This is a genomic window from Haliea sp., assembly GCF_040221975.1.
GTDB lineage: Bacteria > Pseudomonadota > Gammaproteobacteria > Pseudomonadales > Halieaceae > Haliea.
Map to the genome: position 1 here is coordinate 35,755 of NZ_JAVJWR010000013.1, position 24,936 is coordinate 60,690.

Annotated in this window: 23 protein-coding genes and 1 tRNA gene; 12 read left to right on the plus strand and 12 right to left on the minus strand. The window is 59.6% G+C overall.

Annotation, left to right across the window (positions count from 1 at the left end; all coding sequences use genetic code 11):
* Positions 1 to 8 precede the first annotated feature (8 nt).
* The 6 genes from RLO07_RS03975 to RLO07_RS04000 all read left to right on the plus strand — a co-directional run bounded on the left by RLO07_RS03975 (position 9) and on the right by RLO07_RS04000 (position 4,213).
* The gene (locus tag RLO07_RS03975) at positions 9 to 401 is read left to right on the plus strand and encodes a 5-carboxymethyl-2-hydroxymuconate isomerase (RefSeq protein WP_462290835.1); all 393 of its coding nucleotides are present in this window, start codon (positions 9 to 11) and stop codon (positions 399 to 401) included.
* Entirely contained in the window at positions 398 to 1,207 is an 810-nt protein-coding gene (gene hpaH / locus RLO07_RS03980) for a 2-oxo-hept-4-ene-1,7-dioate hydratase (protein WP_462290836.1), read from the plus strand. Before RLO07_RS03975 ends, hpaH begins: the two co-directional genes overlap by 4 nt.
* A 16-nt stretch (positions 1,208 to 1,223) precedes the next feature.
* Positions 1,224 to 2,033: an aldolase/citrate lyase family protein gene (locus RLO07_RS03985; RefSeq protein WP_462290837.1), complete on the plus strand. Its 810-nt coding sequence runs from the start codon at positions 1,224 to 1,226 to the stop codon at positions 2,031 to 2,033.
* Positions 2,034 to 2,104: 71 nt separating this feature from the next.
* Positions 2,105 to 3,031: a 3,4-dihydroxyphenylacetate 2,3-dioxygenase gene (gene hpaD, locus RLO07_RS03990; RefSeq protein ID WP_462290838.1), complete on the plus strand. Its 927-nt coding sequence runs from the start codon at positions 2,105 to 2,107 to the stop codon at positions 3,029 to 3,031.
* Positions 3,032 to 3,236: 205 nt separating this feature from the next.
* A complete protein-coding gene (locus tag RLO07_RS03995; RefSeq protein WP_462290839.1) occupies positions 3,237 to 3,422 on the plus strand; it encodes a hypothetical protein in 186 nt (61 codons plus the stop codon).
* A gap of 176 nt (positions 3,423 to 3,598) precedes the next feature.
* On the plus strand, positions 3,599 to 4,213 hold the full coding sequence (locus RLO07_RS04000) for a LuxR C-terminal-related transcriptional regulator (RefSeq protein WP_462290840.1): 615 nt from the start codon (positions 3,599 to 3,601) through the stop codon (positions 4,211 to 4,213).
* A 15-nt stretch (positions 4,214 to 4,228) separates the two neighbouring features.
* Here the strand turns inward: RLO07_RS04000 and RLO07_RS04005 are convergent, their stop codons facing one another.
* From RLO07_RS04005 to RLO07_RS04055, 11 genes are all read right to left on the minus strand, one after another.
* Positions 4,229 to 5,002, minus strand: coding sequence for an SDR family oxidoreductase (locus RLO07_RS04005; RefSeq protein WP_462290841.1), 774 nt, complete (start codon positions 5,000 to 5,002; stop codon positions 4,229 to 4,231).
* Positions 5,003 to 5,028: 26 nt separating this feature from the next.
* Positions 5,029 to 7,398, minus strand: a complete 2,370-nt coding sequence (locus RLO07_RS04010) for a TonB-dependent receptor (RefSeq protein ID WP_462290842.1) — start codon at positions 7,396 to 7,398, stop codon at positions 5,029 to 5,031.
* A gap of 87 nt (positions 7,399 to 7,485) precedes the next feature.
* Positions 7,486 to 8,781, minus strand: coding sequence for a class I SAM-dependent methyltransferase (locus tag RLO07_RS04015; RefSeq protein WP_462290843.1), 1,296 nt, complete (start codon positions 8,779 to 8,781; stop codon positions 7,486 to 7,488).
* 9 nt (positions 8,782 to 8,790) lie between these two features.
* Positions 8,791 to 10,524, minus strand: coding sequence for an amidohydrolase (locus RLO07_RS04020; RefSeq protein ID WP_462290844.1), 1,734 nt, complete (start codon positions 10,522 to 10,524; stop codon positions 8,791 to 8,793).
* Positions 10,525 to 10,534: 10 nt separating this feature from the next.
* Positions 10,535 to 11,647: a class II histone deacetylase gene (locus RLO07_RS04025; RefSeq protein WP_462290845.1), complete on the minus strand. Its 1,113-nt coding sequence runs from the start codon at positions 11,645 to 11,647 to the stop codon at positions 10,535 to 10,537.
* Positions 11,648 to 11,665: 18 nt separating this feature from the next.
* Entirely contained in the window at positions 11,666 to 13,054 is a 1,389-nt protein-coding gene (locus RLO07_RS04030; RefSeq protein WP_462290846.1) for an aspartate aminotransferase family protein, read from the minus strand.
* A gap of 205 nt (positions 13,055 to 13,259) precedes the next feature.
* On the minus strand, positions 13,260 to 13,469 hold the full coding sequence (locus RLO07_RS04035) for a helix-turn-helix transcriptional regulator (RefSeq protein WP_462290847.1): 210 nt from the start codon (positions 13,467 to 13,469) through the stop codon (positions 13,260 to 13,262).
* A gap of 208 nt (positions 13,470 to 13,677) precedes the next feature.
* Positions 13,678 to 13,753: transfer RNA gene (locus tag RLO07_RS04040), tRNA-Ala, on the minus strand.
* A gap of 168 nt (positions 13,754 to 13,921) precedes the next feature.
* On the minus strand, positions 13,922 to 15,325 hold the full coding sequence (locus RLO07_RS04045; RefSeq protein ID WP_462290848.1) for an L-serine ammonia-lyase: 1,404 nt from the start codon (positions 15,323 to 15,325) through the stop codon (positions 13,922 to 13,924).
* A gap of 132 nt (positions 15,326 to 15,457) precedes the next feature.
* Positions 15,458 to 16,951 carry a glutamate--tRNA ligase gene (gltX, locus tag RLO07_RS04050; RefSeq protein ID WP_462290849.1) on the minus strand — a complete coding sequence of 498 codons (1,494 nt, stop codon included), beginning with the start codon at positions 16,949 to 16,951 and terminating at the stop codon, positions 15,458 to 15,460.
* 70 nt (positions 16,952 to 17,021) lie between these two features.
* Entirely contained in the window at positions 17,022 to 18,038 is a 1,017-nt protein-coding gene (locus RLO07_RS04055) for an LLM class flavin-dependent oxidoreductase (protein ID WP_462290850.1), read from the minus strand.
* Between the two features lie 218 nt (positions 18,039 to 18,256).
* On the opposite strand from RLO07_RS04055, the gene RLO07_RS04060 reads away from it, so the two are divergent.
* Genes RLO07_RS04060 through RLO07_RS04070 form a run of 3 tightly spaced genes read left to right on the plus strand, consistent with a single transcriptional unit; the run spans position 18,257 to position 22,130 of the window.
* The gene (locus RLO07_RS04060) at positions 18,257 to 19,297 is read left to right on the plus strand and encodes a Fe(3+) ABC transporter substrate-binding protein (RefSeq protein ID WP_462290851.1); all 1,041 of its coding nucleotides are present in this window, start codon (positions 18,257 to 18,259) and stop codon (positions 19,295 to 19,297) included.
* Complete coding sequence (locus RLO07_RS04065; protein ID WP_462290852.1) at positions 19,288 to 20,958, plus strand: ABC transporter permease; 1,671 nt, start codon at positions 19,288 to 19,290, stop codon at positions 20,956 to 20,958. The genes RLO07_RS04060 and RLO07_RS04065 overlap by 10 nt, the downstream gene beginning before the upstream one ends.
* Positions 20,955 to 22,130 (plus strand): ABC transporter ATP-binding protein, encoded by a 1,176-nt coding sequence (locus RLO07_RS04070; RefSeq protein ID WP_462290853.1) that lies wholly within the window; start codon positions 20,955 to 20,957, stop codon positions 22,128 to 22,130. Before RLO07_RS04065 ends, RLO07_RS04070 begins: the two co-directional genes overlap by 4 nt.
* On the opposite strand, the gene RLO07_RS04075 is transcribed toward RLO07_RS04070, so the two are convergent.
* Positions 22,075 to 22,386 (minus strand): antibiotic biosynthesis monooxygenase family protein, encoded by a 312-nt coding sequence (locus tag RLO07_RS04075; protein ID WP_462290854.1) that lies wholly within the window; start codon positions 22,384 to 22,386, stop codon positions 22,075 to 22,077. The genes RLO07_RS04070 and RLO07_RS04075 overlap by 56 nt on opposite strands.
* A gap of 95 nt (positions 22,387 to 22,481) precedes the next feature.
* Between RLO07_RS04075 and dusA the strand changes: the two genes are divergently transcribed.
* Genes dusA through RLO07_RS04090 form a run of 3 tightly spaced genes read left to right on the plus strand, consistent with a single transcriptional unit; the run spans position 22,482 to position 24,930 of the window.
* Positions 22,482 to 23,519, plus strand: coding sequence for a tRNA dihydrouridine(20/20a) synthase DusA (gene dusA, locus RLO07_RS04080; protein WP_462290855.1), 1,038 nt, complete (start codon positions 22,482 to 22,484; stop codon positions 23,517 to 23,519).
* Between the two features lie 17 nt (positions 23,520 to 23,536).
* Entirely contained in the window at positions 23,537 to 24,490 is a 954-nt protein-coding gene (tal, locus tag RLO07_RS04085; protein WP_462290856.1) for a transaldolase, read from the plus strand.
* Positions 24,487 to 24,930 (plus strand): tellurite resistance TerB family protein, encoded by a 444-nt coding sequence (locus RLO07_RS04090; RefSeq protein ID WP_462290857.1) that lies wholly within the window; start codon positions 24,487 to 24,489, stop codon positions 24,928 to 24,930. Before tal ends, RLO07_RS04090 begins: the two co-directional genes overlap by 4 nt.
* The last annotated feature ends 6 nt before the right edge of the window (positions 24,931 to 24,936 follow it).

Below are 24,936 nucleotides of genomic sequence, written 5' to 3' on the forward strand. Positions count from 1 at the left end.
GTTTCTACATGGCTCACTTTGTTCTTGAATATTCCGACAATATCGACAGTGACATCCTGGACCTGCAGCAGTTGCTGGCCACGCTACACAGCTGTGCCCGGAATACCGGAATTTTCCCACTCAAGGGCATCCGCAGTCGCGCTTATGCATGCCGCCACTATCGCATCGCCGACGGCAACCCGAATCACATGTTCGTACACCTCGCCGTACTGATCGGGGCCGGACGTCGTGACGAGGACAAGATGCTTGTGGCCAAAACCCTGTTCGCGGTCTACGAAGATCATTTTGCTGCCTGCTTTGAACGGCGCGGTGTCGCCTTGTCATTTGAACTCAGGGAGCTTGAGCCCGTGTTGAAGTTCAACAGGAACAATATTCAGGACTTCCTGGAGGAACAGGCGTGACGACGCTAGACCAGCAACAGGTGCAGGCGGCAGCCGCCGATCTCTACCGAGCAGAGATCTCGCGCGCACAGATTACGCCCCTCACCCAGGCCTATCCGGGCATGGACTTGGATGACGCCTATGCGATTCAGTCTGCCTGGGTACAGCGCAAGATCGCCAAAGGAGACCCGGTCATCGGCTACAAGATCGGCCTGACCTCAAGAGCGATGCAGCGAGCAATGAACATCGATACGCCCGATTTTGGCATCCTGCTGCAATCCATGCAGTTCAGTAACCGTTGCCGTATCGTCCATGCCGACTTTACTGACCCGCGGATCGAAGTTGAGCTGGCCTTTGTCCTGAAACACAGATTGTTCGGTGACAGCCTGTCGATTGACGATGTCCTGGCGGCAACGGATTACGTCACCCCGTCCCTGGAGCTGATCGCCGCACGCAGTTTTCGCACCGACCCCGAAACCGGCTACACACGCACGGTCATGGATACCATCGCCGACAACGCGGCGAATGCAGGAATTATCCTCGGCGAACAACGATTTTTGCCCGACGCCATTGATATGCGCTGGAGCGGCAGCATCCTGTATCGCAACGACATCATCGAAGAGACCGGCCTGGCAGCCGCCGTGCTCGACCACCCGGCCAACGGCATCTGCTGGATCGCCAGGCGCTTTGCCCAGCACGGCATTGCCCTGGAGCCGGGACAAATCCTGCTTTCCGGGTCGTTTACAGCGCCGGTTATTGTGAGACCGGGCGATAGAATTCGCGCGGACTACGGCCCCCTGGGTGAAATCCGCTGCGAGTTTGTCTGATCGAGAGTACCAACCCATGAGAACACTGCATAATTCCTTCAAACACGCCCTGCGGGAAGGCGGGCAGCAATACGGCTTCTGGCTTGGTCTGTGCAGCCCGTTATCAGCTGAACTCTGTGGACTCTGTGGCTACGACTGGCTGCTGATCGATGCCGAACACGCCCCCAATGACCTGCGCTCTGTGCACGCACAACTCCTGGCCATCGGCAACACGCCCAGCCATCCCGTGGTGCGACTCGTCGAGGGCGACGCTGCCCTGATCAAGCAAATGCTGGATCTCGGCGTCCAGTCGCTGCTAATTCCCTCCGTGGAAACCGCCGATCAAGCGCGCGCGCTGGTGGCAACTACCCGTTACCCGCCCAAGGGTGTCAGGGGAGTGGGCACGGCTCTCGCCAGGGTGGCTGGCTGGAACCTCATTCCGGACTACTTTGCCAACGCAGATAACGAGATCTGCCTGCTGCTTCAGGTCGAGTCGGTCCGCGCGCTGGAAAACCTGGAGGACATCCTCACCGTCGACGGTGTCGATGGTGTTTTTATCGGGCCCGCCGATCTTGCGGCGTCAATGGGCCATCTGGGCAACCCGACGCATACCGATGTCGTCCATGCTGTCGAATCTGCCTTGCAGACCATCCGGAGCGCAGGAAGGTCAGCGGGCACGCTGGTCACCAGCAAGACACTGGCACACCAATATGAACGGGCGGGCGCCCAGTTCGTCGCCTTGGGAGTAGACACCCTGGCGCTGGCCTACAATGCCAGAAACACTTTGGAGAGTCACCTGGGTGACAGGGAACACGGCTCAGAGCCCCAGGGAAATGGCGCGTATTAGCCGACCTGCAGCATTCAAACGCCTGCAAACGCCTATCGCTATCAGCCACTCTTACCGCAGGACTGCACAACATGGGAAAACTCGCACTGGCCGCAAAAATCACTCACGTGCCATCGTTGTATTTGTCAGAACTCGATGGCCCCACCAAGGACTGTCGCAAGGCCGCCATTGACGGCCACCGGGAAATCAGCCGCCGCTGCCGCGAATTGGGTGTCGATACCATCGTGGTTTTCGACACCCACTGGCTCGTGAACTCCGGGTACCACATCAATTGCCGGGAACACAGCAAGGGAACCTACACCAGTAACGAACTGCCGCACTTTATCAACAACATGCCGTTTGAAGTTTACGGCAACCCCGAGCTGGGCGAAATCCTGGCAAAAGAATGCAATACCCAGGGCGTGGAAACTCTCGCGCATATCAATACCACTCTGGATCCGGAGTATGGCACTCTGGTGCCCCTGCGATACATGAACACGGAACAACATTTCAGGGCCATTTCAGTGTCAGCCATGTGTACCGCGCACTACCTCAACGACAGCGCCAGACTGGGCTGGGCCATGCGCGAAGCCGTGGAGAAACACTACAATGGCACCGTCGCCTTCTTTGCCAGCGGCTCACTCTCCCACCGTTTTGCCCAAAACGGCATGGCGCCCGATTACCTGCACAGGGTCTGGAGTCCGTTCCTGGAAATGCTCGATCACAATATTGTCGAGATGTGGAAGGATGCGAAGTGGAAAACATTCTGCGAGATGCTGCCGGAGTACGCAGTCAAAGCGCACGGCGAGGGCTTCATGCATGATACCGCGATGCTGTTGGGTGCTCTCGGCTGGTCGGATTACGATCAAGCTGCCGAAATCATTACCCCCTACTTCGGCAGTTCCGGCACCGGGCAGATCAACGCTTTATTCCCGGTATCCCCGCAATCCGGCAAAGCCGTACCCGGCCCTCAAGCCTCACGTACCAGCGCCATGAGGTACGGGGAAAGCCGATTATAATCTCTTGTCATTCAGATACCGTGCGGCGATGCGACAATTTTTTCCACCAGTATCGGTGCCAGTTTTCGTGCTGCTGTAGTCTTCGGACGGATGTGTACACAGCTGAGGTAAATAAAGGCGTGCCCAGTAATTTCCCAGGCCCACCAGGTCTAGCTGCTTCAATGGGAATCATCGAACAAGCCGGTGAGTCCAAGCGTATCGAGACTTGCGTAAACGCTATCCATATGATAAAAAAACGCGGGAGAAACCAGCAGGTATGGAAGCGCTGACGGAGCCCGTGATCCAGAAAACCAAGACAGCAGGCGCTGACTTTACAGGCACGTCTATCGATACATTGCTTATCGGCAACGCAATGCAGGAGATAGCGAGAATTATACTTTATAATGACTAGCTAGCAAAAGGCACCAATAAAGGACCTCATTAGCATGAGCAGGCGGGCTTAATTTCAAACTCGGTACCCAGGCGATGAACGAACCTCATTACGTAAGCCAGTTTAAACACGAAACGCTGAGCCTTTGCGAAAGGTTGGTGCACACAACCGCCAGTTGCTTTTACTTCGTGAACGGCGTGACCAACTCCTACGGGCACACGCTGCACAATATGGAAGACGAAAGCATACCTAAATACACTGGCAACTTTGCAGACATAGACCCTTTCCATCCAAGGAACTTCTACGGGACAAAAAAATTCATCGTCACATGCGACGATGTGTCGCGAGTATGGAACCCAGCCAACGATCCGTATTTTCGAGAATTCATGATGCCTCAGGATATCCATTATGAGATGGAAGTTTTTCTGCGCGAGGGCGATCAGATTGTTGCGGGAATATCACTGTTGAGATCAGAGAAAATAGGTCCCTTTTCATATGCGGATCGCCAGTGTGTGGAATCTGTACATGAGTACATACAGTACACATTTAAGAGTTACGTTCTCCCCAGAAAGGACTCAGAAGCGGAGCTACTTAGCGGCAGGTACAACCTTTCACCAAGGCAAAGAGATGTTGTTTATCTGCTTCGAAAAGGAGCCAGCAACAAAGTAGTTAGCGCTGAACTCGGGATAGCAATGCCAACCGTGAAAACCCACATCTCGCAAATTTTCGAAAAAGTCGGAGTCAGATCAAGAACAGATCTGCTACACAAGCTGTACCTGAGCAAGAATGAACTGTCTGAGCTCAGCGATTAGTGGTCACACGTTCAACTACCATAGCAGCGCCTCAGGGTTTTCTGGCAGTAAAGCGCCGCCATCGACCACGATCGTCTGACCGGTGACGAAACCGGCATCCTTGCTGGCTAGATAGATCATGGCAGCAGCTATCTCGCGAGGCTCTCCGAGGCGTTTCAAGGGGATATTGGCTCGCATTCGCTCGCTGTTGGCCTCATCTCCCAGATTATCCATTGCCGGGGTATGGATCAGGCCAGGCTCTACGCCGTTTACGGTGACTGCGTATTTCGCAAACTCCAGTGCTGCCGAACGAATAAAGCCGTTCAGCCCTGCCTTTGACGCCGCGTAATGCGCCAACCCTGGCATCGAGACCCGCGGCCCCGTCACCGATGAGGTAAACAACAAGCGGCCATGCTCGGACTCCCGCAACGACGGCATCGCCGCCTGCGCAAACCAGAACGCCGCTTTGAGGTTTACTGAAAGGGTGAGCTCCAAATCATCGTCTTGCAGCTCTTCAATGCCAACAAAGGGAAAGACCCCCGCATTATGCACCAGCACATCCAATTTACCGTACTTTCCGATAGCCGCCTTTACAGATTGTTCGACTGCCTCGCGGGTTTGCAGGTCGGCCTGATGAAAGCAGGCCTCCCCGCCAGCTTCCCGGATAAGGTCTACCGTTTCCTGGCCATTGGCCGCCGTTCTGCTGACGGTAAATACCTTTGCGCCCTTGAGGGCGAAACCCTGCGCGATAGCCCGCCCAATTCCCTGCCCGCTACCCGTGACCAGTACTACACTTTGGGAAAACTCCATACCTGTTTACTCCCTCCGTCGCAGGTCTAAAAACTGTAGTCGACGTAGACGCCGTACTCACGTCGCGGGCCGATGTAGCCCTCGGAATATCCCAAAGCCCCAAGATCAGAATCACCCGCTTGAATGTAGTACTCATCGGTCAGATTCTTGCCATAGACACCAACCACCCAATTCCCGCCCTTGCCTTCGAGGGCAGCAACCGCGTCGACAATGGTGAAGGCCTCCTGTGCAATTTCCGGTGCGTTCTCCGCATCATTGAAGTAGTCGTCGCGATATGCCGCGTCCGCTCTTAAACGCAGGTTTCCGAGATCGCCTAGGTCGAACATGTACTGAGCACCAAACGCCACTGTCCATTCGGGAGTTTTCGGAAACCGGGTATCGGGAGTAATCGTCGCGCCCGGGTCTAGATCCGTGTATTCAGCATCCGTGTAACCGACCGCAACGTTTAGCTGAAAGGAAGAGCTAGGGACCCAGGTGGATTCAAGCTCAAAGCCTTGGATTTCCGCTTGCGCTGCATTTTCGGTAATGAAGGTGAAGTTACCCTGAGGCGTCGCGGTAAGAATGGTGAGCTGGATATCCTCGTAGTCATTAAAATACACCGCTCCATTCAAACGCAGGGTGTTCTGCAGAAACTCACTCTTGAAGCCCACTTCATAGGCAGTGACCGTCTCTGGGTCAAAGGACTGCACCGCAAACCCATCCAGAGGTCTACCGTTAAACCCCCCGCTTTTGAAACCTGTAGCCACGGATGCATACAGGAGAGTATTGTCTGACGTACGGTACTGCGTACCCAGGCGAAAATTAACATCATCCCAACTCTCGTTCACCGTCGCAGGGCCTGCGACGAAACTTCCCGCATTGTTTCTCAAATGCTCTACGATAAATTCCTTCTTGTCCTTGGTGTATCTGACACCCAGGGAAACCGAGAAATCCGCGTTAATGTGATAATCGGCCTGCCCAAAGGCCGCATAGCTTTCGTTGTTTACTTCGTTGTAGGCATCTATGTCGATATCCAGACCTGCATTCACCGGATTGCCAGGCCCACCCGGAACTCCCGGTGTCGCCGGAGCACCAAAATTGCCCATCGCGAGATTGTCAAGGGAGGTCGGCAAGGCTTCCAGCGCATCGTAAAGGCCTACCGCGATACGGACCTCGTTAAAGTCAATCGCATTCTCATCGGAGTAATAAACCCCCATCATCCAGTCGAGCGAGCCATTGAAGGAATTTCCCGACAATTGGAATTCCTGACTAATTTGATCCTGATCCTGCGTTTGCAGGGTTTCAACGTACTGCAGCGGAGACCCGTCCGCGTCTCTACCAAACAGCGCCTCCATTTCCCGGTAGCCGGTTATCGACTTGAAAAGGATGCTATCGGACAGGTTCCACTCGGCGACCGCGGTAAGACCAAGGACCTCTACCTCACTGATCGCCGGCCCGGTCCCGTTGTTAGTGTATTTTTCCGAAGAAAGCCAGGAACTGTCATAGCTAAGCCCCTGAGGCGCCGCGACCAACCCGTTGTACAGGAACGCCAGATCAGCCCCGCCGTTGATTTCGGGCGTAAAAATTGCCGCACCACTCTCTTCCACATCCGTATAATCCGCAGATAGGAAGAGACTGAAATCATCTCGCGGAGTCCAATCCAGAGAACCACGGAAAATCAGTTTGTCTTCATTTCCCAGCTCGCGCCCAGTCAGTCCCTGTTCCGCGTAGCCATCGATGTTCTTGGATGAAAGCGAAATGCGGCCATTGAGTTCATCATCAATCAGCGGTAGGTCGAGAAAGCCCTGAAAGTCTCGACGATTTCTGTTACCAGCGCGCACCCTGACGGAGCCGCCAAGCTCCCCCGTGGGTCGACCGGAGGTCACGTTCACGGCGCCGCCAATCGTGTTGCGTCCAAACAGCGTGCCCTGCGGTCCTCGCAATACCTCTACGCGTTCGACATCCAGAAGATCCAGCACGCCCCCCACGGATCTGGCGATGTACACTCCGTCGAGATACATGCCCACGCCGGGGTCGGTCGTAATCAGGAAGTCGGTTTGGCCTATACCCCGAATAAAAATCGTCGACGAGCTTCCGCTGCCGCCGACTGCTGATGCTGCATCAAGCTGTACGTTTGGCGAGAACTTGGCAAGATCCCTGATATCTCCCACCACCATATTATTGATATCGTCGCGGCCATAAGCGCTCATGGAAATCGGGGTATCCTGCATGGACTCCTCCCGACGCCGGGCCGTGACCGTAACCTCCTCCAAAGCAAATCCACCCGATACCTTCGGAGCATCTACATCAGTCTGAGCAAGGGCCTGGGGCGGTAAAAGAAAGCTGGGGACAGTCAAGCCTGCGTAAAAAAGACCACGCAGCCGATAGCGAAGTACTCTGTTATCCGAATAACCCACGATACGTGCTCCTGTTGGATCAAATGTGTATCGCAAGTTTAGTGCGGCCGGGGAAACCTTCAATCGTCCAAAAGTATGACGACTCTTTTAGTAGTAGCTATAGGGGATTCGATCAGACAGAAATTCGAGAAGACTCAACTCCGGGGACCCCGGCTCCGGCGCCCCCTCCAGCGTGCGATGACGTTCGACCGCGTCGCCTAGCCCCCTTTTAAGAAGCAGTTGATCGAGAATCGCGGTGGGTACGCGGCCGACTAAAAAGGCTCGAATGATCTCCTGCTGAACCGGAGTCAGTCGCAGCCCCTGCCCGGCACCGGCAATCGCAAGCGGACGAAAACTCTTCTCGTCCGACAGCCGTGAGTCAAGAATGGTTCTGTTGTAGCGGGATAGGCTACTCAGGAGGAGAGGCTGCGCGCTGCTGCCTTCATGCAGATAGATCCCGGCCGCAGGTTTATCGTCAGTCCCGACACTCGCCGGCGGTGCCTGATAGTCGCTGAGCACGGGACGCTTACCGGGAATACATTCCAGGTAATGAGAATACCGCGTCACGTCTTTGTGTAGCAGTTTTGTAACGTCGCCCTTTCCGAAGACCTCCCGGCAGTACCCGGACTGAAAACCTTCCTCCTCGTACTGGAATCGTGAAGACAGATCATCAGCCGTCAGGCACCGCCGCAATTCCTTGGGGTCAATAGGGCACCAATCGTCATTGAGGAACTCGTGCAGTAAATAACGGGGAGAGCGCTCCATGAACTGAAGCAGAAGCTCGCGCGCCTCATCTCGGCCAAGCCCCGGCCATGATCCTTCCTGCAAAAGGACCAGGCAGCTCTCAAGTGCCCTGTGAAGGCGGTCCAGCGAACCGCCGGAGGCCGCTGCAAAGGTCCGGTACAGCGTTGTGCGAAAGGCAGTGAGCCTCGGATCCAGTCTGGGGGTGAGATAGCTGAAAAAAACCAGTGCGTCGGGCTTCAGTGATCCACGAAGAAATGAGAACAGCGCCGCTCTGACATCCTCCGCTATCCAGCTCAAAAGCCCGTGACCGGAAACGAAATCAAATTCTCCGAGTTCGCCCGACTCAAGGGAGAATATATCCCGCTGCAGGGCGATGGCATTATCGAGTCCGCTGCTACTGTTAAAAGCCTGTATCGATGCAATATGCACTGGATTAAAGTCCAGTTGTACGACCTCTGCACAGGGATACAGAGCCGCGAGCAGGCTGCTGGTGACGCCGAACCCGCAGCCTAGATCCAGATAACGGAAGTCATCTTTCGGCCGTCCGGGGCGCCCAAGGACATTCCCCAACATGGATTCAGGCAAGGTCTCGGGATAATAACCATAGATGTACGGTTCATCCCGGATGTAACCGTGGATCTTACCGGGTAGTTCTTCCACCTGCGATAACTAAAGCTGCTCCCACCGTGTTAGAGCCGAGGTCTCGTACACCGACCTGCCGCCAACCACTGTTTTCAGAACCTGGGTACCTTCAAGATCTTCGTTGGCTGTCGTTAGCGGGTTTCGATCGACGACCACCAGGTCCGCGAAATCACCCACTGCCAGAGAGCCGATGCCCTCCCACTGCATCACCTTGGCAGGAGCCGTGGTCCAAGTTGCCAAAGATTCCTGTCGACTCAACTTATGATCCGGGGTGGCATTACAGCGGCCGCTCGCGGCAAACTCATGCGTTTCAGCAAGCGCAATATGATGGAATATGTTTTTGGGCCCCCAGTCGCTACCACAGGCAACAGTGGCCCCGGAGTCAACCATTCTCTTCAAGGGAACCAGATCACGCCAGGAGCTTTCGCCAATGCGCTCGCCGTACATATCTCCTTTGCCCCACACAAAGCTTACACTCGTCGTGATGTCCATATTCAGACTGGCCAGTTTTTTGCAATGTGCCTCTGTTATCAGGATATTATGCTGAGATATCCACTTGCGTGACGGTATATCGTAGTCCGCCTCAAACGCCGAGAGTGAATCAAAGAAATCGTCCTGGTCACGATAACCGCCCTGCACCATATTCAGGCGAAGATCATTCTTAAGGCAATAGTCGATAACCAGCTCCTCAATTTCCTTGGTGACGAAGGTCTTGCCGCGCGTCAGCTCTCCCACAGGATTCTTCATTTCGTCGTAAATCCGTAAAAAGCCTGGCCAGCATGGCCCTCCCCGCGCCAACGTTGCACCGCGATGGCGAAAGAAATCATCATCGGTACTCTGCATCGCTGCCGCAATCGCCAGCCTTTCGATAACCTCATCATTCGTCGGCTGCCAGTGCGGATCGAAAAGGCCATTGACGATCTCCATCGCCGTGAGTACACGCATCGTGGACCTGCCGCTATCCCGCACTTTTTTGTATGCGAGGATGTGCTCGGGATCCATCCCATGGGCTTCATAACAAGCAGTCACACCAAGCTTCGCCGCAAGCTTCTGACCTTCGAGCGCCCCGAGTTCCCATAGCTGATCGGGTGGCGGCGGGAGCTTTGACAGAATCTGCAGCCAAAAGGGGTCTTCGGTGTAATAATTCACAACAGGACCACGCAGAATCCCCGTGGGCACTCCATCATCGTCTTTTTCAATCCGCACAGAGCAGACCTGATCAGGTGTAATGGCCGATATACCTGCCTGCCTGAGGCCCAGCGAATTGAAGGCGACGATATTTGGCGTTCTTGGTGCCCATGCCTGAATCAGCACAGGGTGCCGGGTCGTAGCCCGGTCCAGGACCTTTCGATCTGGCATACGGCGCTCTTTAAGATCCTTGTACCAGCGCCGAATAAAATAATGCGGCTCTCCGATTGGCGTCGTGATAATCCACTGCCCTTCCGGGGTCGTCTGGGCTTTCTTGGCAATTCGCGCCACGATTTCATCGTGATCAGTCGCATCCAGAATGTTGACACAAGCCGCCTCGAAAGCAGCAAAATGGAGAAAATGCGGATGACTATCGACGATACCCGGCATAAGGGTCGCGCCCTCCAGGTCGTAGCGCCGGGCCCCACGACCCGCAAGGCTATTCATGTCCTGCGCGGTACCGGAGGCGAGCACACGCCCCCCTTCCAGGACGATCGCCTCTGGCGAGGCTGAAGAGCCATCCTGGAGAATGATATCGCCGCCACTTATTACTGTTCTGCCCGTGGTTTCCACAGAAACCTCCTTAACTGCCGATTGCTTCCAGATTCATTGCCGCTTGATCGATCATCTCGGATTGATGCGGCTGCAGGCCCTGCCCTCCCAGCGCCTCCGCGGCCATCAGGAAAGGATCTTCAACACCCGTTTGAATACCTGCCAACTCCTCAATAACACGGAGCGCGAAATAAGGCACCGTTTCCGCATGATACCCCCCCTCGTGGTACATAAGCAGGCGACCACCACAGAGCCTTGCGGCCGCATCCTTTATCAGAGCGGTCATTTGTCCAAACGCCTCGCTGGATAACATCTGTCGCGCCATAGGGTCGAAAGCGCCCGCGTCATAACCACAGGCAACGAAGATCAGGTCGGGTTGGAAGCGCTCCAGCGCCGGAATCGCGACCTGTTCCAGGGCGGCAAGATAAGCGCCACGACCGGATCCCGAGGGTAAGGGGACATTCAGGTTATATCCGAGGCCGGGGCCCTCGCCATTTTCATGAGTATGCCCGGAATCAGGTGGGAAACATCGATCCTGATGAAGGGAGACGGTTAGAACCGAGGGGTCATCCCAGAAAATAGCCTGCGTGCCATTACCGTGGTGTACATCCCAGTCGATGATGGCTATTTTGCTGTATCCGAGTACTGACTGCGCGTATCGGGCCGCTACTGCTCCATTATTGAAGATACAAAAACCCATGGACAACGCAGCCTCGGCATGATGCCCGGGCGGGCGAACGAGAGCGTAGGCATTCTGAATATCACCCGAGTGGATCGCATCGAGGGCAGACAACAAACCTCCTGCGCTCAGGCGAGCGATCTCGTAGCTTCCCTCTCCGAGGGGTGCGAGCGCACCCGCATCGCGCCGCCCTTGCTCATTCTTTAGTTTGACGTCGACTACATGCTGCTCCGTATGAGCCCGCGCGAGATCAACAGTCGATGCCTTGCGTGGCACAAGCAGCTCTAACTGCGAACTCAGCCCAGACGCGTCGAGTAAATTCTTGACCCGTCTTTTCGCATCAGGATTCTCCACATGGCGATAGGGCTCGAGAGACATGCCAGACGGCAAAAATAATGTGTGCCCGTCCGTGTTATGCCACATATAAAGTTCATGCCATACGAACCCTGTCTTCAATTCCGACATTTGTTACCCCCGTTTGCCTTAATCGCCGGCGAGTTCCTCAATGCAGGCACCAAACACTTCCAGGTATCGGTCGATGTCCGCCTCGGAAGTCGCTGGCGAAACCAGCGCCATATTGTGGAACGGTGTGAGCAGAACGCCTCTGTTCAATGCATGCAGATGAATAAACTCCTCGATATGATCATCGCGAGCGGCAGCGGCCTCGGAACCATTCCTCGGCGGATCAGGCCGGTAGAGGTACTCTACTCTGGCACCAAAACGCAAGACGTGCCAGGGGAGCTTACTCTTCTCAATCAGATCACTAACCCCAGATCGCAGACGCTCGGCCAGCAAGAATATGTGGTCATAGTTTTCCTGCGTCGCAACATTCTCAAGGGTTGCGCGCATCGCGCGAACAGTAAGCGCGTTACCTGTGAGCGTGCCGCCAAAACCGTAATGATTGATTCCAGGGCCAGCCGTCAGTTCCTCGAGACGCTTAGCAATCTCAGGAGCCATGCCATACACTGCGCTCGGTATCCCACCAGCCAGCACTTTCCCTACAACCAGAAAGTCTGGCACCAAACCATACAGCCCCGTGTAGCCACCCGGGCCAAAGCAGATGGTATGGGTCTCATCCATAACCAGCAGCGTGCCATACTTCCTGCTTAGCTCGCGCATGCCGGCGTGGAAACCCTCATCCACAGGCACCATACCAATATTGGTCATAACAGGCTCGGCGAGTATGCAGGCAACTTCTCTCTTGCTCAGAGCTGCCTCGAGCGCGCCGAGGTCATTGAACTCGATGCACAGAGTCGTCTCAGGAAAGTTCGTTGCATTTGGATGAATGCCATGCTGCGGCACCATATCACCTCCATCCAACTCCACCTGAGTCTCGTCAACAGATCCATGGTACTTGCCATTGAAGACCAGTATCTTGTCTCGGCCAGTCACCATGCGAGCAATTCGAATAGCGAAACGATTGGCATCGGTAGCGGAGGTAGCAAATTGCCAAACCGGCAGATTAAAGCGCCGAGTCAGCTCCTGCCCCACGTAAACCGTGTCCTCCGACGGCAACATCATCGTGGACCCATTGCCCTGAACGTACTGTGCAATTGCGGCGGAAACGCCAGGGTTGGCATGCCCGAAGAACGCCCCAGAATCTCCTAGGCAAAAATCGACGTACTTGTTGCCGTCAACATCAAGCAAAGAGGTGCCCTGAGCACGCTCCACGAAGATCGGATAGGGACCCGGCCACTGACTCATCCAGTGAAGCGGCACTCCGTGGATGAAGTGTTCCTTTGTCTTGGCGTGCAACTCGCCCGACCTAGGGTGCTCTTGCATGAAGCGGTCTATCTCGCGCGACAGAAGCGCTTCAATGCGACACGGATCCACACCATGGGAAGGTGCGCTCGAGCTTTTAGCCAATGCCATGGGTAGACCCCCGATTCCTAATGGTTCGAGGGCTCAAAATAAGGGAAGCCAATACCCCATACAATCATCCGAAAGTATGATCGCCGTGACCATCCAGCCTTCACAGGCTCAGCAGCATTCATTTAGGGTGTAAAGCCAGCTTATGCTATCGGGCAAAGCCACTTCCAGAGGAACTTGGCAAGGACCGCACTCCTAGAGCACGGACTTACGGCTTCACGCGTTCAGCGATCTTACCCTCTATCCAGGCATCAACTTCAGCGGCCACCCAGGCGGACGCCCTATCGCTTATTTTAATCGGGTGAGGGAAACGGTCACTGGAAACCAGCGCGTAGATCATGCTGCGGGATAAACCAGTAACAGCCTTGACCTGCGGCAGTCTTAGCAACATATGGTTGTTCATGGATTCAGTGGTCATGAAACAGTCCTCCTTCGCTTGAGCCTCTGGAGAAAGACTGACACAGATACCACGGGGGCGAATCCCGGCAAGTCCAATCAATTCCACGTATTGCTGGCCTCATGCTTGGCGCGGGCAGGGCTTATCATCGGTGGGGCAAAAAGTGGGGCAAAAGCCCAGAAAGCAAAAAGGCCAACCCCCGCGGATTGGCCTAACTACTTGATTTGATTGGTGGAGCTAGACGGGATCGAACCGTCGACCTCTTGCATGCCATGCAAGCGCTCTCCCAGCTGAGCTATAGCCCCGAAACTCTGAGGACGCGAATTCTAGTGACGCTGGAATGCGGTGTCAAGCGCATGCGGCAAAAGCTTCGCGTAGGAGCGCACTGGCCCAGGCCACCTTCTCTGTCCGCTGCGCGGCCATTCACCTTGTCCGTGCGCGATCGCCCGCGGAGCGGGCTCCTACAGCCAGGGTCAGCAGTCGACAAAATTGACGGGCACCTCCAGCACGTTGATCGCCAGGCCGCCGCGGGCCGTTTCCTTGTACTTGTCCTGCATGTCGCGGCCGGTATCTTTCATGGTCTTGATCACCTGATCCAGGGACACGTAGTGTTCACCGCTGCCGCGCAGGGCCATGCGGGCGGCGCTGATGGCCTTGATGGCGCCCATGGCATTGCGCTCGATGCAGGGGACCTGTACCAGCCCGCCGATGGGGTCGCAGGTCAGGCCCAGATTATGCTCCATGGCGATCTCCGCCGCGTTTTCGACCTGGGCCGGGGTGCCGCCCAGGGCGTCGGCAAGGGCACCTGCCGCCATGGAACTGGCTGATCCCACCTCACCCTGGCAGCCAACCTCGGCACCGGAGATGGAGGCGTTGATCTTGTAGAGGATACCGATCGCGGCGGCGGTCAGCAGGTAGCGGGTGACGTCGTCTTCGCTGGCACCCTTGCAGTGGGTCAAATAGTACTTCAGCACCGCCGGGATAATGCCCGCGGCACCGTTGGTCGGCGCGGTAACAATGCGCCCGCCCACGGCGTTCTCCTCGTTGACTGCCAGGGCATAGACGGTGACCCAGTCCATGGTATTGAGCGAATCGTCTCCCAGGCCCCCGGCGCCGGCCTTGAGCTGCCGGTGCAGCTGTGCCGCCCGGCGCCTGACCTTGAGACCACCGGGGAGGATGCCCTCGGCGCGGCAGCCCCGCTCAATACAGGCATCCATGACCCGCCACAGGGCCAGCAGGCCGTCGCGAATCTCCTGCTCGCTGCGCCAGGCTTTCTCGTTTTGCAGCATCAGGGCGCTGATCGAGAGGCCGCTTATCTTGCACTGGCGCAGTAGTTCATCTGCGGTGGTAAATGGCCAGGCCTGCTCGGTGGGGTCATCGACAATGACATCCCCGCCCTCCGCCGCTGCCTCGTCGACCACGAAGCCGCCGCCCACGGAATAGTACACCCGCGCCTGCAAAACCTCGCCGGCGGCATCGAAGGCGGTGAAACGCATGCCGTTGGCATGCCAGGGCAGGGATTCGCCGCGGTGCATGATCAGGTCGTCCCGATAGCTGAAGCTGATCTCATGGCGCCCCAGCAGACGCATGCGGCCGCCCTCGCGAGCACTATCAACCCGGCTGGCGATGTCCTCCACCACGACCCCCTCCGGGGTCTCGCCCTCCAGCCCGAGAATGACGGCCTTGGGCGAGCCGTGCCCGGCCCCGGTGGCGGCCAGGGAGCCGTACAGTTCCGCGGTGACACGCTGACACCGCTCCAACGCGCCCGAGTCATCTAGCGTCAGGGCAAAACGGCGTGCCGCATTCATCGGCCCGACAGTGTGGGAGCTGGAGGGACCAATGCCCACCTTGAACAAGTCAAATGCACTGATAGCCAAACTCAACTCTCCGGGCGGCTTTACAGGACGTTCATTGTAGGCTGCCGTCGCGAGAATATCACCGACCCTTCAGGGCTCTGGCCCCAGCGCCAAGCAGGGGCCGCGAGAGCTGCGGGCATGGCCAGGGGCGACTCAACTGTCCCGGGCAAGCTCGGCGTAGGCCTTTTCCAGCCTTTTGCCGGCCTTCTTCGAGACCCCGCCCAGCACCTCGATGGCGTGACGCAGACGGGCGCGGCTCATGTCCGGGCCGATCATGGCCATGGAGTCGACCACCGAAAACGAGGTGCTGGAGCCGGCAATGGCGACGAACAATGGCGCCAGCAGCTCCTTGATCTTGATACCCAGGGCATCCGCGAGGCTCTTGAGCGCGTCCCACACCGCATCCCGGTCCCACTCGCGCAGGGCTTCCAGGCGCCAGAGGGCGAACTGCAGGTTGGTCACCAGATCCTCGCGCTTACCCTTGATATCCGCGAAGGACGCCTCGGTGATGGGCAGAGTGCCGGACACCAGAAACGCCGTCAGCGGGGCGAAGTCGCTCAGGGTTTCCATCCGTTTCTGGGCGTGGGGCAGTACCTGCATCAGGTTGTCTGCATTGTAGGCCCACTGCACCAGGCGTTGGGCCAGCTGCTCTTCGCTCAGGTCCTCGCGAATCCACAGCCCGTTGAGCCAGCGCAGCTTCTCGATATCGAAAATGGGCCCGCCGAGGGAGACCCGCTGGATATCAAAGTGGTCCAGCATCTGCTGCAGGGAGAACTTCTCGCTCTCGTCGGGCATGGACCAGCCCATGCGGCCCAGGTAATTGAGCAGCGCCTCGGGCAGGAAGCCCATGCGCTGGTAGTAAAGGATGCTGGTGGGATTCTTGCGCTTGCTGAGCTTGGACTTGTCCGGATTGCGCAGCAGGGGCAGGTGGCACAGCACCGGCATGTCCCAGCCAAAGTACTCATACAGCAGCTTGTGCTTGGGCGCGGAGTTGATCCACTCCTCGCCGCGCAGGACGTGGGTGATACCCATCAGGTGATCGTCCACCACGTTGGCCAGATGATAGGTGGGCATGCCGTCGGACTTGAGCAGGATCTGCGCGTCCACCATGCTCCAATCCAGTTCAATGCTGCCCCGCAGTAAATCCTCGATGACGCAGGCACCGGGCTCGTCCGGCACCATCATGCGAATCACGTAAGGCATGTCAGCCGCCTCGCGCCGGGCCGCTTCTTCCTTCGGCAACTTCAGGTCCGCCGGCTTCAGTGCCGTACTGTCGCCCGCGGCACGGCGCGCCTCGCGCAGCGCATCCAGCTCCTCGGGCGTGCGATAGCAGACAAACGCCTTGCCCTCGCGTACCAGCTGCATGGCGTATTCACCGTACAACTCCATGCGCTCACTCTGGCGGTAGGGGCCACAGGCCCCGCCAACGTCCGGGCCCTCGTCCCACTCCAGTCCCAGCCAGCGCAGGGAATCGAGAATTGCCTGCTCCGAGGCCGGGGTACTGCGCGCCTGGTCGGTATCCTCGATGCGGAGGATGAACTGGCCGCCGTGGGCCCGGGCGAAGCAGAGGTTGAACAGGGCGATATAGGCGGTACCGACGTGGGGGTCGCCGGTGGGAGAAGGTGCGATGCGGGTGCGAACGGTCATGGTCTTGGCTGAACCTGGCTGAAAGTGCGGGATTATACGGGCTGCACCGCCCGCTGCCCACCGGCGCAGGCTAGGCGCCGGCAGCCAACCGTTCAGGCGCGGAGCGCAGTCCCGCCAGAATGTCGAGGGCGTGACGGCGGGCCTCCGGCTGGTAGATGTCGACCGTGAACATCAATTCGTCGACGTCTACCGTCGCCAGCAGCTCCTGCAACTGGCGTCCCAGCGTAGCCGGCCCGCCGCACAGCTGCAGGCCGAGGAATTCGCGCACCGCCGCTTCCTCCTGCGGGCTCCACAGTCCATCCATGCTGTCTACGGGCGGCTCCATGAACAGGGGGCGTCCGCGCATCAGCGCCAGTATGCGCTGCTGGCTGGTGGTCGCCAGCAAGCGCGCCTCCGCGTCCGTATCCGCGGCAACCGCAGGCACCGCCAACATGGCATAGGCCGCATCCAGCTGCTGCGACGGCTGGAAATGCGCGCGGTACACCTGAATTGCTTCACGGTATAAACGCGGCGCGAAGTGACCGGCGAACGCATAGGGCAGGCCCAGCATGCCTGCCAGCTGGGCACTGTAGAGGCTGGAGCCCAGCAACCAGATCGGCACTTCCGTACCGGCGCCGGGGATTGCCCTGACTGCCTGCCCCGGGCGCATGGGACCCAGCAGGGCCTGCAGCTGGGCAATGTCCTCCGGGAACGCTTCCGCGCCCGGCCCCGCCCGGCGCAGGGCGCGGCTGGTGACCGGATCGGTTCCGGGCGCCCGGCCCAGGCCGAGATCGATGCGCCCGGGATAAATGGATTCCAGGGTGCCGAACTGTTCGGCAATCACTAGCGGCGGATGATTGGGCAGCATGATGCCGCCGGAGCCTACCCGGATGCTGCGGGTGGCACCGGCGATGTGCCCGACCAGCACCGCCGTGGCAGAACTGCTCACCCCTTCGATATTATGGTGCTCTGCCAGCCAGAAGCGGGTAAAACCCAACTGCTCCGCATGCCGGGCATAGGCGACGCTGTTGGCCAGTGTCTGGCCAACGGAGTCACCCGCGCGCACAGACGCGAGTTCAAGCAGCGACAGGGGGAGGTCTGGGGACATTCGGTCATTCTCCGGCGGATAACCGGCTCAGTGTACGCGCCCGCAGCCCCGGGCTGCAAAATTCCGGGCTACCGCGACTCGTTCATTGCCGGGCTGCGATCGGCAGCAGCATTTACAGTCTCGGGGTCGATAGCAGAGAATAGGGTTGCTATTGTTTTACAAATGAGAATAATTAGCGTTATCAATCCGCAACTTGCCCAGCCATCAGAGAGGTCTGCATGTTTCATCTACTCCGCGGCGCTGCCATTTCCCGGCTACTTGTTGCGCTGCTGGTCCTGCCCCCGGCACTGAGCGCCTGCTCTGGTCCGGAAGCCGTCAACGTCTACTCGGCGCGCCAGGAAGCGCTGATCAAGCCGTTGTTGGACCGCTTCAGCGCCGAAACCGGAATCGCCGTCAATCTGGTCACCGGGGATGGGGACGCGCTGCTCGCGCGGCTGCGCAACGAGGGCCTGAATTCACCGGCGGACCTGCTGCTCACCAGCGATGCGGGCAACCTCTACCGGGCCCAGCAGGCAAACCTGTTGCAGCCGGTCACGTCTCCGGCCCTGGAGGCGGCGGTGCCGGCACATTTGCGCAGTGATGAAGGTTTCTGGTTCGGGCTGTCCCTGCGCGCCAGGGTACTGGTGTACGCACCAGACCGGGTCGATCCCGGCGCGCTGTCCGATTACGCCGCGCTGGCAGATCCCGCCTGGCGGCAGCGGATTTGCGTGCGCTCCTCCAGCAATATCTACAATCAGTCCATGGTCGCCGGCATGCTGGCCACCCAGGGGGCCGAGGCCACCGAAAACTGGCTAGAGGGTTTCGTTGCCAACTTCGCGCGTCCGCCGCAGGGCGGTGATCGCGACCAGATCAAGGCCGTGGCCAGCGGCCAGTGCGATGTCGCCCTGGTAAACAGCTATTACCTCGGCGGCATGCTGCGCTCGGACAAGGCGGAAGAGCGGGCGGCCGCGGAGCAGGTGCGCCTGTTCTGGCCCAACCAGGCTGGACGCGGTGTACACATCAATATCAGCGGCGCCGGTGTCACCCGCTCTGCGGCACACCCGGAAATGGCGCGGCAACTGATCGAGTTCCTGCTGCGTGAAGACAGCCAGCAGTGGTACGCCGAAGCCAACAACGAGTACCCGGTCCGGCCCGGAATTGCTCCCTCCACGCTGCTGCAATCCTGGGGCGAGTTCCGGGCTGACCCGCTGCAGGTCAGTGAACTGGGCCGGCTCAATGCCGCGGCGGTCATGGCCATGGACAGGGCGAATTGGAAATAGCCACCCCCGCGCCAACCGCAACCCGGGGAAATTCGCTGCCGGCTTTCCTGTGGCGAAGCCTGCTGCTGCTCAGCGCCGCAGTAATCGCGGTGCCCATCCTGGTGATCGTCGCCAGCCTGCTGGGGCCCTACAGCGACGCCTGGCGGCACCTGCTGGACACCGTGCTGTGGGACTACATCGGCAACTCCCTGTTGCTGATGCTGGGCGTAGGCGGCGGCACTCTGCTGCTGGGAGTCAGCGCTGCCTGGCTGACAGCGATGTGTGATTTCCCGGGACGACGTTTCTTCAGCTGGGCCCTGTTGTTGCCCATGGCGATGCCCGCCTACATCATCGCCTACACCTACACCGGCATGCTCGACTACGCCGGCCCCGTGCAAAGCCTGCTGCGCGACAGCTTCGGCTGGGGCTTCGACGACTACTGGTTCCCGCAAATCCGCTCTCTCGGCGGCGCCATCTGCATGCTGTCGCTGGTGCTGTATCCCTATGTCTACCTGCTGGTGCGGGTTGCCTTCCTGGAACAGTCGACCGCGGTACTGGAAGCCAGTCGCAACCTGGGCAAGACGCCCTGGCAAACCCTGTTCCTGGTGGCGCTGCCCCTGGCCCGGCCGGCTATCGCCGCCGGTGTCAGCCTGGCGCTGATGGAGACTCTCGCCGATTATGGCACCGTGGCCTATTTCGGTGTCAGCGCCTTTACCACCGGCATCTTCCGCACCTGGTACGGCCTCGGTGAACTGCAGACCGCGGCGCAGCTCGCGGCCTTCCTGCTGCTGTTCGTGTTTACCCTGTTCATTCTCGAGAAGCGTTCGCGAGCACGCCTTCGCTTCCACAAGAGTTCCGCCCGCAGCTTTCCTGCCCGGATACCCCTGCGCGGCTGGCGCGCCGCCGCCAGCTTCGGAACTGCCCTGGGCATACTGACCGCCGGTTTCCTGTTGCCCGCCGCCCAGCTCGGGGTCTGGGCGGCGGGCAACCATGCCGGCGTCCTCGACAGCGCCTTTCTGCAGCTGGTGGGCAACAGTTTCCTGCTCGCCGCCATCGCCTCCCTGTGTTGCCTGCTGCTGGCATTGCTTCTGGGGTACGGTCGGCGCCTGTATCCGGGCCGGGCCGAGACCATCGCCACCCGGATTGCCGGCATGGGCTATGCAGTACCCGGCACCGTGATCGCCGTCGGCGTGCTGATTCCCTTCGCCTGGATCGACAACAGTATCGATAGCTGGCTGCGCCAGCAGTTCGGCATGTCCTCCGGCCTGCTGCTGAGCGGCACTCTGGCGGCGCTGGTATTCGCCTATGTCGTGCGCTTCCTTGCGGTGTCGCTGCAGACAGTGGAGGCGGGGCTGGCCCGTATCCGCCCCGGCATCGACGAGTCCGCGCGCTCCCTGGGCCATTCGCCCCTGGGCGTGCTGCGACGGATTCACCTGCCCATGCTGCGCGGCACCCTGCTCACCGCCCTGCTGCTGGTGTTCGTCGATGTCCTGAAAGAGCTGCCCACCACCCTAATCCTGCGTCCCTTCAATTTCAGCACCCTGGCAGTGCGCGCCCACGAACTGGCCTCCGATGAACGGCTCGCGGACGCAGCACTGCCCGCCATTGCCATCGTGCTCATCGGCCTGCTGCCTGTTATCCTGATGAACCGCAGCATGCCGAGGGAGCAGGAACACGCATGAGCAGCCAGCTGGAGTTGCAGCAGGTAACGGTCAAATATGGCGATTTCACCGCGGTGGAAGACGTTTCCATGACCCTGCAGAACGGGCAGATCGGCTGCCTGCTCGGACCTTCGGGCTGCGGCAAGACCACTCTGCTGCGCGCCATCGCCGGATTTGAAAGCATCAGCGCTGGCAACATTGCCCTGCGTGGCGTTGCCATCAGCACACCCGGACGCCAGCTGCCACCGGAACAGCGCAAGGTGGGCATGGTGTTCCAGGATTTCGCCCTGTTTCCCCATCTCGACGTGCGCCGCAATATCGGCTTCGGGCTCAGCCACTTGCCGCGCACGGAGCGGCGCGAGCGGGTGGAGAGCATGCTGCAACTGGTCGCCCTGAGCGAATACGGCCGTGCCTTCCCCCACGAGCTGTCCGGAGGCCAGCAACAGCGGGTAGCGCTGGCCCGGGCGCTGGCACCCAATCCGGAGATCCTGCTGCTGGACGAACCCTTCTCCAGCCTGGATACAGAGCTGCGCACGGAGCTGGCCGCCGAAATCCGCGAACTGCTGAAGCGCAACGGCGTCACCGCCATCCTGGTCACCCACGACCAGCACGAGGCCTTTGCCATGGCCGACCAGGTTACCCTGCTGAACCGCGGACGGGTGGCCCAGACTGACACGCCGTACAACCTGTACCACAACCCCGGCAACGAATTCGTCGCCGAGTTTATCGGCCAGGGCACCATGATCACCGTCACGGTCAATGCTGCCGGTGAGATGAACGATGGCCTGGGGGTCCTCGACCGCGGTCACCCTCACTGGCAGCCCGGCGAAGAATTGCGCCTGCTGGTGCGCCCGGACGATATCGAGTACGACGAGGGCAGCCACATTGCCCTGCGGGTCGTGCACAAGGCGTTCCGCGGTGCCAGCTACCTCTACGACCTGCTGCTGCCGGACGGCCAGCGCGTTCCCTGTCTGACCCCCAGTCACGTTGACACCCCGCTGGGCGGCATGCTGCCGGTGCGATTCAATCTGCAGCATGTGGTGGTCTTCGATGGCGATTGTCCGCGACAGTGCTGCTGCAACCCGTCCACGGTGCTCAAGCAAGAGGCCGTGGGCGAGATCGTATCGCCTCCGGCTCTCAGCCCGGCGGCAGCACCGTCCACTCAGGCGCATCAAACTCGCCGATCAGGTTGATCTCCACATGGGGCACCTGCTCGGCGATGATCTCCTGTACCTCGTCCGGCAGGACCGCTTCCATCGCATCACGCGCCGCCTTGCTCTCCCAGGTTGCTATCGCCAGCAACCGCGATGGATCGCCGATCTTGCGGTGCAGACGGGTGCCCTGGGCGCCCGGCGCCCGCTGGATGATTTCGCTGGCGCGGATCCAGGCGTCCGCATACTGCTCGGCGCTGTAGCCGGGCTTCAGGACAACTTCAAAAATATAGTGCATCACCGCCCTCCCCCGGCACTGGCGCCGGTTGCATCGGACAACCGAGTATAACCAACTGCGCTGGCTTCTCGGGTACAATGGCATTCTCGTTTTCAATGCCACTGCCTGACGACTGCCCAATGTCCGCCACGTTCAACAGCCATCGCTTCTGCGTCGCCCCCATGATGGACTGGAGTGACCGCCACTGTCGTTACCTGTGGCGCCTGCTGAGCCGGCACGCGCGCCTGTACACGGAAATGGTGACAACGGGCGCCCTGATCCACGGCGATCGCACGCGCTTCCTGTGCTTTGACCCTTCGGAGCATCCGCTGGCACTGCAACTCGGCGGCAGCGAGCCCGCGGACCTGGCCCGCTGCGCGCGCTGGGCCGAGGATTGGGGCTATGACGAGGTCAACCTGAACTGCGGCTGCCCCTCGGACCGGGTACAGTCCGGGGCCTTTGGCGCCGCCCTGATGGCGCAGCCGCAGCGGGTAGCGGCGTGCGTGGCGGCAATGCGGGACGCCTGCGCCCTGCCGGTGACCGTCAAGCACCGGATCGGCATTGATGACATGGAGTCCTACCAGCAGCTGCTGGACTTCGTTGTCCCCAGCGCTGAAGCCGGCTGCACGGTCTTCGTCGTCCACGCCCGCAAGGCCTGGCTACAGGGGCTGTCGCCGAAGGAGAATCGCGAGGTTCCGCCCCTGAACTATCCCTGGGTACACCGGCTGAAGGCGGACCTGCCCCAGCTAACCATTGTCGTCAACGGTGGCATCACGACACTGGAAGAATGCCGCCAGCAACTGGCGCAGGTGGACGGTGTCATGCTGGGGCGGGCAGCCTACCATGACCCCTGGCTGCTGGCGGATGTAGACCGGGTCCTGTTCGGCGCAGACAATCCGCTACAATCCCGGCATGCGGTCATTGAACAAATGCTACCCTACGTCGCCCGGGAACTGGCCGCGGGCACACGTCTCAATCACATTACCCGGCATCTGCTGGGGCTGTACCAGGGCCTGCCGGGGGCGCGCCAGTTTCGCCGCCACATCAGCGAAAACGCCCATCGCAAGGGCGCCGGCATTGAAGTGCTGGAACGGGCATACAGTCTGGTGCGGGATGCCGGCGAGCGGCAACAGACCCGCAATTCCGCCGCCTGAGAGAGGAAAGGAGCAACATGACCAGCAAACTCGAGCAACTCAAGGCAATGACCGACGTGGTCGCCGATACCGGCGACATCGAGGCCATCCGCCGCTTTCAGCCCCAGGACGCCACCACCAACCCCTCCCTGCTGCTGAAGGCAGCCGCCCTGCCCCACTACGCCACACTGCTGGCCCAGGCCCGCAGCTGGGCCACCCTGAAAGGTGGCTCCAGCGCAGAACAACTGGCCAACTGTTGCGACCGTTTCGCGGTCGATGTCGGCTGCGAGATCCTGAATATCGTGCCCGGCCGCATCTCAACGGAAGTTGACGCGCGACTGTCCTTCGATACCGGGGCCACCATTGCCCGGGCGCAGCGGCTGATCGACCTGTACGAGAAAGCGGGCGTCTCCCGGGACCGGATCCTGATCAAGGTCGCCTCCACCTGGGAGGGAATCCGCGCTGGTGAGCAATTGGAAAAGCAAGGCATCAATTGCAACCTGACACTACTGTTCGGCTTTGCCCAGGCTGCCGCCTGCGCCGATGCCGGGGTCTATCTGATCTCGCCCTTTGTCGGCCGCATCCTGGACTGGCACCTGGCCAACAGCGACCTGGTCGTCAACCAGCCCACGGACGATCCCGGCGTGCAGTCCGTGCGTCGCATCTACCGGTACTACAAGGCCCATGGCTACAACACCGTGGTCATGGGCGCCAGTTTCCGCAATACCGGCGAAATCGAGGCCCTGGCCGGTTGCGACCGCCTGACCATCAGCCCCGCCCTGCTGGAGAGCCTGGCGGCGGACGCTGGTGAATTGCCGCGACAACTCGCTCCCGACGGCGCCCGCTCGGCGGATGCCCGGGCAGCGCCGGCAGAGCCCGATTTCCGGCTGGCACTGAATGACGACGCCATGGCGACGGAAAAACTGTCCGAGGGCATTCGCAATTTCATCGCCGACCAGATCAAGCTGGAACAGGTCATTGTCCAGTCATGATCAACGCCCTGAAATCACTGTTTATCCTCCCCGCCGGGGACAGCCCCGAAGAACACAGGCACCGGGTGCACCTGGCGTCAGCGGCACTGCTGATTGAAACCGCGCGGGCCGACTTTACCCAGGATGCGGAAGAAGAGGCGGCGCTGGAGAACCTGCTGTGTGCATCGCTGCCGCTGTCGCGACAGGACGTTCACGCGCTGGTCGAACAGGCTGCACAGCGGGTGGACGCAGCCACCTCGCTGTACGAGTTCACACGGGTAATCAACGATCACTACGGTCCCGCCGAAAAGCTCGAACTGATCGATTCAATGTGGCGGGTAGCCTATGCGGACGGCGACCTGGACAAGTACGAGGAGCACCTGATCCGCCAGGTCGCGGAGCTGACCTATGTGCCGCACCCGGACTACATCCGCAGCAAACTGGCCGCCAGGCCCGACTGACCGCGG